The sequence below is a fragment of the Klebsiella sp. JN_Kp121 genome (assembly GCF_040062145.1).
Lineage (GTDB): Bacteria > Pseudomonadota > Gammaproteobacteria > Enterobacterales > Enterobacteriaceae > Klebsiella > Klebsiella aerogenes.
This window is the reverse complement of record NZ_JBEAHX010000008.1, coordinates 111,200-126,939: the sequence shown is the minus strand read 5'-3', so window position 1 is coordinate 126,939 and position 15,740 is coordinate 111,200. Positions and strand designations below refer to the sequence as shown.

Below are 15,740 nucleotides of genomic sequence, written 5' to 3'. Positions count from 1 at the left end.
TGAAACCAGGCTATAATCAGGCCTGGTTTTTTATCGTTGAGAGCACGCGTGACGCAGCCGCAAGCAGGATTTTTACTCACCCGTCACTGGCGGGATACCCCGCAGGGAACGGAACTGGCCTTCTGGCTGGCGACCGATAACGGCCCGCTGCAGGTCACGCTGCCGCCGCAGGAATCCGTGGCGTTTATCCCCGAAACGCAGCGGCGGCAGGCTGAAAGCCTGTTGCAGGGTGAAAACGGCTACCGTCTGGCCCCGCTTGCGCTAAAAGATTTCCACCGCCAGCCGGTTTTCGGCCTGTACTGCCGCGCGCATCGCCAGCTGATGCGGCTGGAAAAAAAGCTACGTGAAAACGGCGTCACCGTTTACGAAGGCGATATCCGCCCGCCGGAGCGTTACCTGATGGAGCGCTTTATCACCGCTCCGGTTTGGGTAGAAGGCGAAACGCGCGGTTCACAGCTGGTTAACGCGCGCATGAAACCGCATCCGGACTATCGCCCGCCGCTGAAATGGGTCTCGCTGGATATCGAAACCAGCCGCCACGGCGAGCTCTACTGCATCGGCCTGGAAGGCTGCGGCCAGCGGGTGGTCTACATGCTGGGCCCCGAGCCCGCTACGCCGCCGGATGTGGGCTTCAGCCTGGTCTACGTTGCCAGCCGTCCGCTGCTGTTGGAAAAGCTCAACGCCTGGTTTGCCGAACACGATCCCGACGTGCTGATCGGCTGGAACGTGGTGCAGTTCGATCTGCGGGTCCTGCAAAAACACGCCGAGCGCTACCGCATCCCGCTGCTGCTCGGCCGCGGCAATAGCGAGCTGGAGTGGCGCGAGCACGGTTTTAAGAACGGCGTCTTTTTCGCCCAGGCCAACGGCCGGCTGATTATCGACGGCATCGAAGCGCTAAAATCGGCGTTCTGGAACTTCTCCTCATTTTCACTCGAGGCCGTCGCCCGCGAGCTGCTGGGCGAAGGTAAAGCTATCGACAACCCGTGGGATCGGATGGACGAAATCGATCGCCGCTTTCATGAAGATAAACCGGCGCTGGCGACCTATAACCTACAGGATTGCGAGCTGGTGACGCGGATCTTCCACAAAACGGAGATCATGCCGTTTCTGCTCGAACGGGCGACGGTCAATGGTCTGCCCGCCGATCGCCACGGCGGATCGGTCGCCGCCTTCAGCCATCTCTATTTCCCACGCATGCACCGGCTGGGCTACGTGGCGCCGAATCTCGGCGAAATTCCCCCGCAGGCCAGTCCCGGCGGCTACGTCATGGACTCCCGCCCCGGCCTGTATGACTCGGTACTGGTGCTGGACTACAAAAGCCTGTATCCGTCGATCATCCGCACCTTTTTAATCGATCCGGTCGGCCTGGTTGAAGGGCTGGCGCAGCCCGATGACCGCCACAGCACCGAAGGATTTCTCGGCGCCCGCTTCTCGCGCGAAAAGCACTGCCTGCCAGGCATCGTCGGGCAGATCTGGCACGGCCGCGATGAAGCCAAGCGTCAGCATAATAAGCCGCTGTCGCAGGCGCTGAAGATCATCATGAACGCCTTTTACGGCGTGCTGGGGACCAGCGCCTGCCGCTTTTTCGATCCACGGCTGGCGTCGTCGATCACCATGCGCGGCCACGCGATCATGCGCCAGACCAAAGCGCTGATTGAAGCCCAGGGCTATGACGTTATCTACGGCGATACCGACTCCACCTTCGTCTGGCTCAAGCGCCCGCATAGCGAAGCGCAGGCGGCGGAAATCGGCCGCAAGCTGGTTGCCTATGTCAACGACTGGTGGGCGCAGGAACTGGGTAAAAGCCAACTGACCAGCGCGCTGGAGCTGGAGTATGAAACCCACTTTTGCCGCTTTTTAATGCCGACGATCCGCGGCGCCGATACCGGCAGTAAAAAACGTTATGCCGGGATGATTCAGGAAGGCGATACCCAGCGCATGGTGTTCAAGGGGCTGGAGACGGTACGCACCGACTGGACGCCGCTGGCCCAGCAGTTTCAACAGGAGCTGTATCTACGCATCTTCCGCCATCAGCCGTATCAGGATTATGTGCGGGAGACTATCGCCAGGCTGATGAACGGCGAGCTCGATGAGCAGCTGGTTTATCGCAAGCGCCTGCGCCGACCGCTGGCAGAGTATCAACGTAACGTGCCGCCGCACGTGCGCGCCGCGAGACTGGCGGATGAACACAACGTGAAGCTTGGGCGGGCGCAGCAGTATCAGCAGCGCGGCACCATTAAATACGTCTGGACTACCGGCGGCCCGGAGCCGGTGGATTACCAGCAGTCGCCGCTCGATTACGATCACTATCTGTCAAAGCAATTGCAGCCAGTGGCGGAAGGAATCCTTCCCTTCGTCAACGACGACTTTGCTACAATAGTGACAGGGCAACTGGGGCTATTTTGACAGGTGACTAACACCGCGGCATCCAGTACCATAGCGCCCTTTCCATTCCTGGACCCAATTTTGATTCCTCAGCGTAACTATGCTGAGGATGCACTATTGCCTGCAATTAAAGAACAAAGAGCCGAACACATATGCCTTTTACACTTGGTCAACGCTGGATTAGCGATACAGAGAGCGAACTAGGACTAGGGACAGTGGTAGCGCTGGATGCGCGCATGGTCACTCTCCTTTTCCCCGCCATCGGCGAAAACCGTCTGTACTCTCGCAACGATTCCCCGATTACCCGCGTGATGTTTAACCCGGGTGATACCATCACCAGCCACGAAGGCTGGCAGCTCCACGTTGACGAAGTAAATGAAGAAAATGGGCTGCTGTCCTACACCGGCACCCGCCTGGATACGCAAGAAGAACATGTTACCCTGCGCGAAGTCCTGCTCGACAGTAAGCTCGCCTTCAGCAAGCCGCAGGACCGCCTGTTCGCCGGGCAAATCGACCGGATGGACCGCTTTGCCCTGCGCTACCGCGCGCGTAAGTTCCAGAGCGAACAGTACCGCATGCCGTGGAGCGGCCTGCGCGGCCAGCGCACCAGCCTGATCCCGCATCAGTTGAACATTGCCCACGACGTAGGCCGTCGTCACGCGCCGCGCGTTCTACTGGCCGATGAAGTGGGCTTAGGTAAAACCATCGAAGCCGGGATGATCCTCCACCAGCAGCTGCTCTCCGGCGCCGCCGAGCGCGTGCTGATCGTGGTCCCGGAAACCCTCCAGCACCAATGGCTGGTGGAAATGCTGCGCCGCTTCAACCTGCGCTTCTCGCTGTTCGACGACGAACGCTATGCCGAAGCGCAGCACGACGCCTACAACCCGTTCGAAACCGAACAGCTGGTGATCTGCTCCTTAGACTTCGTACGCCGCAGCAAGCAGCGCCTGGAGCACCTGTGCGACGCCGAGTGGGACCTGATGGTGGTCGATGAAGCGCACCACCTGGTGTGGAGCGAAGAGGCGCCGAGCCGTGAATATCAGGCCATTGAACAGCTGGCCGAACGCGTGCCGGGCATCCTGTTGTTGACCGCGACGCCGGAACAGCTGGGCATGGAGAGCCACTTTGCGCGCCTGCGTCTGCTGGATCCAAACCGCTTCCACGATTTTGAACAGTTTGTTGAAGAACAGCAAAACTATCGCCCGGTCGCCGACGCCGTCGCCCTGCTGCTGGCGGGCAACAAGCTGAACGATAATGAACTCAATACTCTTGGCGATCTGATCGGCGAGCAGGACATCGAGCCGCTGCTGCAGGCTGCCAACAGCGATCGTGAAGATGCTCAGGCCGCGCGTCAGGAGCTGGTTTCAATGCTGATGGACCGCCACGGCACCAGCCGCGTGCTGTTCCGTAACACCCGTAACGGCGTGAAAGGTTTCCCGAAACGCGAGCTGCACACTATTCGCCTGCCGCTACCGACCCAGTACCAGACGGCCATCAAGGTCTCCGGTATTATGGGCGCACGCAAAACCGCGGAAGAGCGCGCGCGCGATATGCTTTATCCGGAGCAGATCTATCAGGAGTTTGAAGGTGATACCGGCACCTGGTGGAACTTCGATCCGCGCGTCGAATGGCTGATGGGTTACCTGACCAGCCACCGTTCGCAGAAGGTACTGGTGATTTGCGCCAAGGCCGCTACCGCGCTGCAGCTGGAGCAGGTACTGCGCGAGCGTGAAGGTATCCGCGCCGCGGTATTCCATGAAGGCATGTCGATTATCGAACGCGACCGTGCCGCGGCGTGGTTTGCCGAAGAAGACACCGGCGCGCAGGTGCTGCTGTGTTCCGAAATCGGCTCCGAAGGGCGTAACTTCCAGTTCGCCAGCAATCTGGTGATGTTCGACCTACCGTTTAACCCGGATCTGCTGGAGCAGCGTATTGGCCGTCTCGACCGTATCGGCCAGGCGCACGATATCCAGATCCACGTGCCGTATCTGGAAAAAACCGCGCAGTCGGTGCTGGTGCGCTGGTATCACGAAGGGCTCGACGCCTTCGAACATACCTGCCCGACCGGCCGTACCGTCTACGACAGCGTCCATGATGAGCTGATAAACTACCTTGCCGCGCCAGAATCCACCGATGGCTTCGACGATCTGATCAAATCCTGCCGCCAGCAGCATGAAGCGCTGAAAGCGCAGCTGGAACAGGGTCGCGACCGTCTGCTGGAGATCCACTCCAACGGCGGTGAAAAAGCGCAGGCTCTGGCGGAGAGCATCGAAGAGCAGGATGACGATACCAGCCTGATCGCCTTCTCGATGAACCTGTTTGATATCGTCGGCATCAACCAGGATGACCGCGGCGAAAACCTGATCGTCCTGACCCCGTCCGATCATATGCTGGTGCCGGATTTCCCGGGCCTGCCGGAAGATGGCTGCACCATTACCTTCGAGCGTGACGTGGCGCTGTCGCGTGAAGACGCGCAGTTCATCACCTGGGAACACCCGCTGATTCGCAACGGTCTGGATCTGATCCTCTCCGGCGATACCGGCAGCAGCACCATTTCGCTGCTGAAGAACAAGGCGCTGCCGGTCGGCACGCTGCTGCTGGAGCTAATCTACGTCGTCGAAGCGCAGGCGCCGAAGCAATTACAGCTTAACCGCTTCCTGCCGGCGACCCCGGTTCGCATGCTGCTGGATAAAAACGGCAACAACCTCGCCGCGCAGGTGGAGTTCGAAAGCTTCAACCGCCAGCTGAGCGCGGTCAACCGCCATACCGGTAGCAAACTGGTCAACGCGGTGCAGCAGGACGTTCACGCGATTCTGCAGCAGGGCGAAGCGCAGATAGCCAAAGCGGCGCAGGCGCTGATCGACGCGGCGCGTAACGAAGCCGATGATAAACTGACGGCGGAACTGTCGCGTCTCGAAGCGCTGAAAGCGGTGAACCCGAACATCCGTGACGACGAACTGGCGGCGATCGAAAGCAACCGCCAGCAGGTGATGGATGCGCTGGCGCAGGCCGGGTGGCGTCTGGACGCGCTGCGTCTGATCGTCGTCACTCACCAGTAACGGAACGCGAAAATGGCGATGGAAAACTACAATCCGCCGCAGGATCCCTGGCTGGTGATTCTGTATCAGGATGAGCACATTATGGTGGTCAACAAGCCGAGCGGCTTGTTGTCCGTGCCCGGCAGGCTGGAGGAGCATAAGGATAGCGTGATGACGCGTATCCAGCGCGATTTCCCGCAGGCCGAATCGGTGCATCGCCTGGATATGGCTACCAGCGGCGTGATTGTGGTGGCGCTGAATAAGGCCGCCGAGCGTGAACTAAAGCGTCAGTTCCGCGAGCGCGAGCCGAAAAAGCAGTACGTCGCCCGCGTCTGGGGTCATCCGCAGCCTGCGGAAGGTCTGGTGGATTTACCGCTAATTTGCGACTGGCCGAACCGGCCAAAGCAGAAGGTGTGTTACGAAACCGGCAAAGCGGCGCAAACCGAATATGAAGTGCTGGAGTACGCGGAGGACAACACCGCCCGCGTGCGCCTGAAGCCGATTACCGGGCGCTCGCATCAGCTTCGCGTGCATATGCTGGCGTTAGGGCATCCGATCCTCGGCGACCGCTTTTACGCCACGCCGGAGGCGCTGGCGATGGCCCCGCGCCTGCTACTGCATGCAGAAACGTTAACCATCACCCATCCCGCCTACGGCAACGCGATGACCTTCCGCGCGCCGATCGACTTTTAAGTCGTTATCCGGACGCCCCGGTCGCGCTACGCCGCCGGGGAAATCTCTAACGCTAACGCGATTAATCGCGGGCAAACCACGCATCAATCATCTGTTCAACGCGAGCGACCACCAGCCCGGTGTCGTGACGACGGCTGCGTGCGCAGGCGTGGGCCGGTTCATCGCACAGCAGGCAGCGGCGCATCGCTTCGCCCTGCGCCTGGCGGCTAATCAGCCCCGCTTGCGGGCAAATGACGTCGATATCCCACAGGCGACCCAGCGGATGATTCTGTTCCAGTTCGCTGCATAGCGCTTTGATCTCTTCCGCGGAGTGCTCAACGCACCACATCGCTTCCGGGCCGGTAGGCAGCCACAACACCTGGCGGTCGAGCGTTTTCCAACGCTGCTGCCACAGAAGTTGGTCACAGGCCTGCAGCGCAACACCCATCATATTGCGATAGCGAATACTGTCTTTTACCGCCCCAGGCGTTACCAGGGTGAGAGAAATGACCGGTTGTTGATAATGGTTGAGCCAGTCTTGTTGACGGGCTGCGCGCTGCTCTTTCGCCGCCAGCAGATTTTCCATGCTGACGCCCGCCCGGGCGGGAGTATGCACTGACATTCTTTCCTCTCCTTTAATGATCAAAAAGGCAGCTCGGAGCTGCCGTCGCTATCGCGGATAACGCCGCCTATTGTATCGCTAATTGCACAGAATTTAGGGCGCAGGACAAAGAAATTTTCTTCGTCCTGCGGAGGGAAATGGCAGTTTTTGCTATTAGCGCAGCACTAAATCACGATAAGAAATGACTTAAGAACAGCAGCCCTAACGACACATTAATCGCGCCGCCGATACGGGTGGCTATCTGGGCGAAGGGCATCAGGTTCATACGGTTGCCGGAAGTCAGGATGGCGACGTCGCCGGTGCCGCCCTGCCCGCTCTGGCAACAGGAGACAATCGCCACGTCGACCGGATGCATCCCCATTTTTTTGCCGACGAAGAACCCGGTGGCCACCAGCGCCGACACGGTGCAAACAATGACCAGCAGGTTGGTCAGCGTGAAGGCGTTTACCAGCTCCTGCCACGGGGTAATCGCCACGCCAACGGCAAACAGAATCGGGTAAGTCACCGCGGTACGGAAGAATTTATACACCACCTGCGAGCCCTCCTGCAGACGCGGCGAAACGACATTCGCCAGCTTCAACAGCACCGCGAGGAACAACATGCCAACCGGCGCCGGCAGGCCAATCAATTTGTGTCCCAGCATGCCCATCATATACAGCAGCACCGCCAGCAGCGCGCCAGAGGCCAGCGTCGCCACATCCGTTTTACCGCCAAATCCTTCGCTTTCGCTCAGGCTGCGGGTTTCATTACTGCGGTTCGGCATTAGCTGGCCTTCGCCGGTCAGATGCGGGAAGCGTTTACCAAGCTGGTTCAGACAGCCGGCGATGACAATCGCCGTCAGGCTGCCCAGCATCACCATCGGCAGCACGCGTCCCAGCGCAACGCCCTGATCCATATGCATCAGCGCCGCATAGCCAATCGACAGCGGGATCGCCCCCTCGCCCACGCCGCCGGCCATAATCGGCAGCACGATAAAGAAGAAGACCTGGAACGGATCCATCCCCAACAGACTGCCAACTCCCACGCCGACCAACATACCGACAACTTCGCCGCACAGCATCGGCAGGAAGATCTTCAGGAACCCCTGAATCAACGTGGTGCGGTTCATGCTCATAATGCTGCCAACGATAATGCAGCAGATGTAGAGATAAAGAATATTGGTCGATTTATAGAATTTGGTGGTGGATTCAACCACCACATCCGGCAGCAGGCCGTAATGGACCAGCGCGGAAGGAATAAAGGTGGCGCAAATCGCCGCCGCGCCAAGCTTACCAAGTACCGGCAGGCGCTTGCCGAACTCGCCGCAGGCAAAACCGAAGAAGGCCAGCGTCGCCACCATCACCACGATATCGCTCGGCAGCTTGCCGCCAAGGCAGTCCAGCGCGATAAGACCGCCGGCCAACAAAAATAGCGGCAGCGGGATAATCCCCACTTTCCAGCTATCCATCACGTGCCACCAGCGCTGCTTCAGCGAGGCCTTCGGTTTGTTAATAGGTTCAAGGGTTGCAGAGAATGCGTTGTCTGTGGTGCTCATAAATTCAGCCCTGTAGTTATTATTCCTGTTCAGGGTAGAGGGGGGAGCACGGCGTTAATGTGAGAAAAGGCAGATTAAAAAAGAAGTTTTAATGGTCATTATGGTTTTTATGGTTTCTATTGACTCTAGTGATATATATCTAATTTCTTAGCGTGGTTTTTATGGTTTTTTTAATAACCGGATAATTACCCTTTATAAATAGGTGCCAGTAGATAAATTGTCCCTCTGGCCGCTGACGATATCGTTGCCGCATCTCAAATACTGTGCGCATAACTATGAAAGTTTCATTTCAATTTAAGCTGTTCATCTCCCTGGTGGCCTTTTTCTCCATCTTATTCGCTTTGCTTGGCGTTTATTATTATCTCGACGCCAGCCGCCAGCTGTATCAGGAAATGAGCGCCAGGGCGAAAATTCAGGCCGAAGAGATTGCGTTGATGCCCAATCTGCGCCAGCAGGTTAGCCTGCACGACCCGCAGGCTATCGGCGCTTTCATGAAGCAAATCGCCGTCCACAGCGACGCCAGCTTTATCGTCATCGGTGATGATAAAGGCGTTCACCTGTTTCATTCCGTCCACCCGGAATGGGTCGGCACGCGCTTAGTGGGCGGCGATAACCAGGCGGTGCTGGAAGGCAAAACTATCACCACCATCCGTAAAGGTGGTTTAGGCGTCTCGCTACGCAGTAAAACGCCCATTGTCGATGATAACGGACGGGTGATTGGCATTGTCTCCGTCGGCTATCTGACCAGCTATCTCGACAGCATCACCGTGCAAAAGGTGGTGAATATTTTTGTCGCCGCCATTCTGTTGCTGATCGCCCTGTTTATCTTCTCCTGGTATTTTACCCGCAGTATTAAAAAACAGATTTTTTCGCTGGAGCCGCGCGAAATTGGCCTGCTGGTACGCCAGCAAAAAGCGATGATGGAATCGATTTTCGAAGGGGTTATCGTTATCGACAGCCAGCGACGGATTGAGGTGATTAACCACGCCGCCCGCAGCCTGCTGGGGCTTAAGCAGCCCGCGCATCTGCTGCGCGGCAAATCGATTGATAGCGTGATCGCCCCTCAGCCGTTCTTCGCCAGCGGCGCAATGCTGGCGAATGATACTCACGATGAACTGTGTCGCTTTAATCAGTTGACGGTACTCGCCAGCCGGGTGCGCATCATGCTGGAAAACTCGCTGCAGGGTTGGGTGATCACCTTCCGCGACCGCGATGAAATTAACGCCCTCACCGCTCAGCTAAGCCAGGTGAAACGCTATGTCGATAACCTGCGCATTATGCGCCACGAACAGCTCAACCGCATGACCACGCTCTCCGGCCTGCTGCATATGGGCCACTACGACGAAGCTATTCGCTATATACAGGCGCAATCGGAGCATGCTCAGGAGCTACTGGACTTCATCTCCTCGCGTTTCCGATCGCCGACGCTATGCGGCCTGCTGCTGGGTAAAGCCACCCGCGCCTATGAAAAAGGCGTTGAACTGAGCTTTGATCCGGCCTGCCGTATCGATCGCCCGCTGCCGTCGCTGATGGAGTCTGAACTTATTTCGATCATCGGCAATCTGCTGGATAACGCCATTGAAGCCACGCAACGCGCCGAACTACCGCACGAGCCGGTCGAGGTACTGATTCAACTCAACGCCCGCGAGCTGATGATTGAGGTGGCCGACCGCGGTGTCGGTATCCGCCCGGATATCCGCGAGCGTATTTTTGAACGTGGAGTGACGACGAAAACCCGTGGCGATCACGGTATTGGTCTGTATCTTATTGAACATTATGTGACTCAGGCTGGCGGCACGATTGAAGTCGCCGATAATACGCCGCGCGGAACGATATTTACTCTGTTTATTCCCGCCGACCCGCCAGCCCATCCGCAACCGGAGACCAACGATGCATCATGATCTGGTCGATGTGCTGATCATCGAAGATGAAAACGAGCTGGCCCGCCTGCACGCCGAGCTCATTCAGAAACACCCGCGCATGCGGCTGGCGGGAACGGCCGCCTCGCTTTCCCAGGCACGGCAGATGCTGAACGCCAGACCGCCGCAGTTGGTCCTGCTGGATAATTATCTGCCGGACGGCAAAGGCGTTACGCTGATGACCGACCCGCTTCTGGCCAACGCCAATTGTTCGGTCATTTTCATCACCGCCGCCAGCGATATGGAAACCTGCAGCCAGGCGATACGCAATGGCGCCTTCGACTACATTCTCAAGCCGGTCTCATGGAAACGGTTGAGCCAGTCGCTGGAGCGCTTTATTCAGTTTTATGACCAGCAGCGGGAATGGAAAATCGTTGATCAGCAAAACGTTGATTCCCTGTATCAGCTGCAGGCCAAAAATTTTCGCGCCGATAACGGCAGTAAGGGCATCGAGGAAAAGACCCTGGCGCTGGTGCAAAATTTATTTCATGGCCGCGAAACGCACTGCTTTTCAGTGGACGAAGTGGTCAGCGAAACCGGACTGAGCAAGACCACCGCCCGTCGTTATCTCGAGCACTGCGTAGAAGTGAGTTTTCTGGAAGTGGAAATGCTGTACGGTAAGATTGGCCACCCGCGGCGGATGTATCGCCGCGCGCGGGGCGCGAACTAAGGCTTCTCCCCCCAGGAGAAGCCTCACGGTTTTCAGAAGCCGCGCTGCTCTTTGATGAGCTCCCAGGCTTTCTGGATCTCCTGCGCTTTCTGCTTCGCCATTTCCATCATCTCCGGCGGCAGCCCTTTGGCCACCAGCTTGTCCGGATGATGTTCGCTCATTAATTTACGATAGGCGCGCTTGACGGTTGTGGCGTCATCGGTCGGTTTCACGCCGAGCACGTTACAAGCGTCTTCAAGGGTCGGGCCGCGCTGCGCCTGTTGCCAGCTGCCATTGCCGCCGCGCTGACCATAGGATTGCTGTTGCGAGCCGCCGCCGAACTGCGCGCCGAACTGCGCGCCGCCCTGCATCATACGCAGGAACTGCTCGAACTGCGCGCGCGAGATACCGAGCTCGTCGGCGATAACAAACAATACTTCGCGCTCATTGGGATGTAATTCGCCGTCGGCGAAGGCCGCCTGCAGCTGAATTTCCAGAAACATCCTAATTAAATCGAAGCGACCAAAGCAGACGCTGCGCAGCTGACGCATTTTCTCGCGCAGCGGATAATTATCGGCCTTACCGGCGCGAAAAGCCTGCTGCGCCGCGGTGCGCGACTCGCCGTGCAGGTTCATTCGATCCATCAGCACATTCGCCACATGAATATCGGCTTCCGTGACGCGGCCTTTCGATTTGGTCAGATGCCCCATCACTTCAAAAGTGGTGGAAAAGAACAGCGACTGCCGCTCCTGCTGGTTGGCAAATAAATTCAGGCGACGGCTACGGGCCCGGTCAAACATATGGCCGACTAAAAAGCCAAGCACCACGCCCCAGAAGCCGCCACCCATCAATAATGCAACCGCTACACCAATCACTTTACCCAAATACTGCATAGACTCCCCAATCTTTCCGCTACCAGTTAAGCTATATCTGACCGCACGTTACCAAGCGTTGACGCCACGGTCATGTGGGACATCGCCTATAATTTGCTTTATCATACTCGCCATTCTACACGGTGCCTAACGCTCAGAAACGAAACGAGCGGATTAAGACTAGCGCGATTAAGATGAGTACGTTAGGCTCTGACCGTTTGCAAGCCGCTGCCACAAGATGACGGAACAACAAATAAAACGTATGAAAAAACGTATCCCCAGCCTCCTGGCCACCATGATCGCCAGCGCCTTGTATAGCCAACAGGGCATGGCCGCCGATCTCGCCACGCAATGTATGCTTGGCGTGCCAAGCTATAATCGCCCTCTCGTTGAAGGGAAGCCTAACGATCAGCCGGTGACGATTAACGCCGATCATGCGAAAGGCAACTACCCTGATAATGCCGTATTTACCGGCAACGTTGATATTAATCAGGGGAATAGTCGCCTGCAGGCCGACGAGGTGCAGTTGCATCAGCAGCAGCCAGCGGGACAACCGCAGCCGGTGCGTACCGTTGATGCGCTTGGCAACGTTCATTACGACGATAACCAGGTTATTCTGAAAGGCCCGAAGGCGTGGTCGAACCTGAATACCAAGGATACCAACGTCTGGAAAGGCGACTATCAGATGGTTGGCCGTCAGGGGCGCGGTACTGCCGACCTGATGAAGCAGCGCGGCGAAAACCGCTATACCATACTTGAAAACGGCAGCTTCACCTCCTGTCTGCCGGGCTCTGATACCTGGAGCGTCGTCGGCAGCGAAGTTATCCATGACCGCGAAGAGCAGGTTGCCGAAATCTGGAACGCGCGCTTTAAGCTTGGTTCCGTCCCTATTTTTTATAGCCCGTATCTGCAGCTTCCTGTCGGCGATAAGCGCCGTTCCGGTTTCCTGATCCCTAACGCCAAATACAGTACTAAAAATGGCGTTGAGTTCTCGCTGCCTTATTACTGGAATATCGCACCGAATTTCGACGCCACGATTACGCCGCACTACATGAATAAACGCGGCGGCGTGATGTGGGAAAACGAATTCCGCTATCTGACCCAGGCGGGCGCAGGTTTATTTGAATTCGATTATCTGCCGTCTGATAAAGTGTACGAAGACGATCATCCTAACGACAGCAACAGCCGCCGCTGGATGTTCTACTGGAACCACAACGCGGTTATCGATCAGGTCTGGCGTCTGAACGCCGACTACACCAAAGTCAGCGATCCGGATTATTTTAACGACTTCAGCTCCAAGTACGGTTCCAGTACCGACGGCTACGCGACGCAGAAATTCAGCGCCGGTTACGTTAACCAGCATTTTGACGCCACCGTGTCGACTAAGCAGTTCCAGGTCTTCGACCGTAGCTCAAGCAACTCCTACGGCGCCGAACCGCAGCTGGATGTTAACGCCTATCAGAATGACGTTGGCCCGTTCGACACCCATCTGTATGCGCAGGCGGTGCACTTCGTCAACACCAACGGTGATATGCCGGAAGCAACGCGTCTGCACATGGAGCCGACGATCAACCTGCCGCTGTCTAACGGCTGGGGAAGCATCAACACCGAGGCGAAGCTGCTGGCGACGCATTACCAGCAGAGCAATCTCGATAAGTACAACGCGGCCAACGGTACCGATTACAAAGATTCCGTTAACCGCGTGATGCCAGAGTTCAAAATTGACGGCAAATTGGTCTTCGAGCGCGATATGCAGGAGGGTTATACCCAAACCCTGGAACCGCGCATGCAGTACCTGTATATCCCGTATCGCGACCAGAGCCACATCGGCGTCTACGACTCGACCCTGCTGCAGTCCGACTATAGCGGCCTGTTCCGCGACCGCTCCTACAGCGGTCTGGACCGTATTGCCTCGGCAAACCAGGTCACCACCGGTCTCACATCTCGCGTATATGATGACGCGGCCGTTGAACGTTTTAATATTTCCGTTGGTCAAATCTACTATTTCACCGAGTCTCGGACCGGTGCGGACAACATCAACTGGGAGAATAACGACACCACGGGTTCACTGGTGTGGGCCGGCGACACTTACTGGCGCATCTCCGATGACTGGGGTTTACGCGGAGGGATCCAGTATGATACGCGTCTGGATAACGTCGCAACCGGCAACGGAACCATTGAATACCGCCGCGACGAAAACCGCTTAGTGCAACTGAACTACCGTTATGCGAGTCCGGAATATATTCAGGCGACGCTGCCTTCGTATTCCACCGCTCAGCAGTACAAAGAGGGTATTTCTCAGGTAGGTATGACCGCCAGCTGGCCGATTGTCGATCGTTGGTCAGTGGTCGGCGCATACTACTTCGATACCAATACCAAAAAAGCGGCTAACCAGATGTTAGGGGTGCAGTACAACTCTTGCTGCTACGCTATCCGCCTTGGCTACGAACGTAAGCTCAACGGCTGGGATAACAACAGCAACGGCGGCGAGAGCAAATACGATAACACCTTCGGTATCAACATCGAACTGCGTGGTCTGAGCTCCAACTACGGACTTGGCACCCAGCAGATGCTGCGCTCGAACATTTTGCCGTACCAGAGCTCCCTGTAAGGCGTCTGGTTTAAAACGTAATCCGCATTTGCGGTTAATTGAAATGGAAAAAGTATGAAGAACTGGAAAACGCTGCTTCTCGGTATCGCCATGATCGCGAATACCAGTTTCGCCGCCCCGCAGGTGGTCGATAAAGTAGCGGCTGTCGTCAATAATGGCGTTGTTCTGGAAAGCGACGTCGATGGTCTGATGCAGTCGGTGAAGCTCAACGCTGGTCAGGCGGGACAGCAGCTGCCGGATGACGCGACCCTGCGTCATCAGATCCTCGAAAGATTGATCATGGACCAGATCGTTCTGCAAATGGGTCAGAAAATGGGCGTGAAAGTCAGCGACGATCAGCTTGACCAGGCCATCGCCAACATAGCCAAACAGAACAACATGTCGATGGATCAGATGCGTAGCCGTCTGGCCTATGAAGGCATCAACTACAACACCTACCGTAACCAGATCCGTAAAGAGATGCTGATTTCGGAAGTACGTAACAACGAAGTGCGCCGCCGTATCACCGTGCTGCCGCAGGAAGTTGAAGCGCTGGCTAAGCAGATTGGCGATCAGAACGATGCCAGCACCGAGCTGAACCTGAGCCACATCCTGATCGCGCTGCCGGAGAACCCGACCTCCGATCAGGTTGCGGCTGCGGAAGAGCAGGCGAAGTCCGTCGTTGAACAGGCCCGTAACGGCGCTAACTTCGGCAAACTGGCTATCACCTACTCTGCTGACCAGCAGGCGCTGAAAGGCGGCCAGATGGGCTGGGGGCGTATTCAGGAGCTGCCGGGTATCTTCGCTCAGGCGCTGAGTACCGCGAAGAAAGGCGATGTTGTCGGTCCGATTCGTTCCGGCGTCGGCTTCCATATCCTGAAAGTTAACGATATGCGCGGCGGCAGCCAGAACATCTCCGTCACCGAAGTTCATGCCCGTCACATCCTGCTGAAGCCGTCGCCGATCATGAATGACGCCCAGGCCCAGGCGAAGCTGGAGCAGATTGCGGCAGACATTAAGAGCGGTAAAACGACTTTCGATAAAGCAGCGAAAGAGTTTTCTCAGGACCCGGGCTCCGCCAACCAGGGCGGTGACTTAGGCTGGGCGACGCCGGATATCTTCGATCCCGCGTTCCGCGATGCGCTGATGCGTCTGAACAAAGGCCAGACCAGCGGCCCGGTTCACTCCTCCTTCGGCTGGCACCTGATCCAACTGATGGATACCCGCAACGTCGACAGAACCGACGCCGCGCAGAAAGACCGCGCTTACCGCATGCTGATGAACCGCAAATTCTCTGAAGAAGCGGCAACCTGGATGCAGGAACAGCGCGCCAGCGCCTACGTCAAAATTCTGAGCAACTAAAGTTCTCCCCTCTCCATGTCTTTAAGGCATAGCGGGAGGGTAGACCGGTCGCCCCAGCAACGGCTGGGGTCGACTGCGCAGCCGGGCCACCCTGGCC

10 protein-coding genes are annotated in these 15,740 nt (G+C 57.2%); 7 read left to right on the top strand and 3 right to left on the bottom strand.

Annotation, left to right across the window (positions count from 1 at the left end):
* The first annotated feature begins 48 nt into the window (after nucleotides 1–48).
* From polB to rluA, 3 genes are all read left to right on the top strand, one after another.
* A complete protein-coding gene (gene polB, locus ABLU86_RS13655) occupies nucleotides 49–2,406 on the top strand; it encodes a DNA polymerase II (protein WP_348796306.1) in 2,358 nt (785 codons plus the stop codon).
* Between the two features lie 131 nt (nucleotides 2,407–2,537).
* Nucleotides 2,538–5,444 carry an RNA polymerase-associated protein RapA gene (gene rapA / locus ABLU86_RS13650; RefSeq protein WP_015704377.1) on the top strand — a complete coding sequence of 969 codons (2,907 nt, stop codon included), beginning with the start codon at nucleotides 2,538–2,540 and terminating at the stop codon, nucleotides 5,442–5,444.
* 12 nt (nucleotides 5,445–5,456) lie between these two features.
* Complete coding sequence (gene rluA, locus ABLU86_RS13645; RefSeq protein ID WP_002888348.1) at nucleotides 5,457–6,116, top strand: bifunctional tRNA pseudouridine(32) synthase/23S rRNA pseudouridine(746) synthase RluA; 660 nt, start codon at nucleotides 5,457–5,459, stop codon at nucleotides 6,114–6,116.
* Nucleotides 6,117–6,177: 61 nt separating this feature from the next.
* Here the strand turns inward: rluA and citX are convergent, their stop codons facing one another.
* Both citX and ABLU86_RS13635 read right to left on the bottom strand, forming a co-directional pair.
* Nucleotides 6,178–6,717: a citrate lyase holo-[acyl-carrier protein] synthase gene (gene citX / locus ABLU86_RS13640; RefSeq protein ID WP_015368283.1), complete on the bottom strand. Its 540-nt coding sequence runs from the start codon at nucleotides 6,715–6,717 to the stop codon at nucleotides 6,178–6,180.
* Nucleotides 6,718–6,886: 169 nt separating this feature from the next.
* A complete protein-coding gene (locus ABLU86_RS13635; protein ID WP_015368284.1) occupies nucleotides 6,887–8,251 on the bottom strand; it encodes a 2-hydroxycarboxylate transporter family protein in 1,365 nt (454 codons plus the stop codon).
* Nucleotides 8,252–8,526: 275 nt separating this feature from the next.
* Here ABLU86_RS13635 and ABLU86_RS13630 point away from each other — a divergent pair, with 275 nt between their 5' ends.
* Both ABLU86_RS13630 and ABLU86_RS13625 read left to right on the top strand, forming a co-directional pair.
* A complete protein-coding gene (locus tag ABLU86_RS13630) occupies nucleotides 8,527–10,152 on the top strand; it encodes a sensor histidine kinase (protein WP_348796307.1) in 1,626 nt (541 codons plus the stop codon).
* Nucleotides 10,142–10,840, top strand: a complete 699-nt coding sequence (locus ABLU86_RS13625; RefSeq protein WP_015368286.1) for a response regulator — start codon at nucleotides 10,142–10,144, stop codon at nucleotides 10,838–10,840. The genes ABLU86_RS13630 and ABLU86_RS13625 overlap by 11 nt, the downstream gene beginning before the upstream one ends.
* A 32-nt stretch (nucleotides 10,841–10,872) precedes the next feature.
* Here the strand turns inward: ABLU86_RS13625 and djlA are convergent, their stop codons facing one another.
* A complete protein-coding gene (gene djlA / locus ABLU86_RS13620) occupies nucleotides 10,873–11,712 on the bottom strand; it encodes a co-chaperone DjlA (RefSeq protein WP_047041562.1) in 840 nt (279 codons plus the stop codon).
* A gap of 241 nt (nucleotides 11,713–11,953) precedes the next feature.
* On the opposite strand from djlA, the gene lptD reads away from it, so the two are divergent.
* A complete protein-coding gene (lptD, locus tag ABLU86_RS13615; RefSeq protein WP_020079626.1) occupies nucleotides 11,954–14,302 on the top strand; it encodes an LPS assembly protein LptD in 2,349 nt (782 codons plus the stop codon).
* 54 nt (nucleotides 14,303–14,356) lie between these two features.
* Nucleotides 14,357–15,643 carry a peptidylprolyl isomerase SurA gene (gene surA, locus ABLU86_RS13610; RefSeq protein WP_045397288.1) on the top strand — a complete coding sequence of 429 codons (1,287 nt, stop codon included), beginning with the start codon at nucleotides 14,357–14,359 and terminating at the stop codon, nucleotides 15,641–15,643.
* The last annotated feature ends 97 nt before the right edge of the window (nucleotides 15,644–15,740 follow it).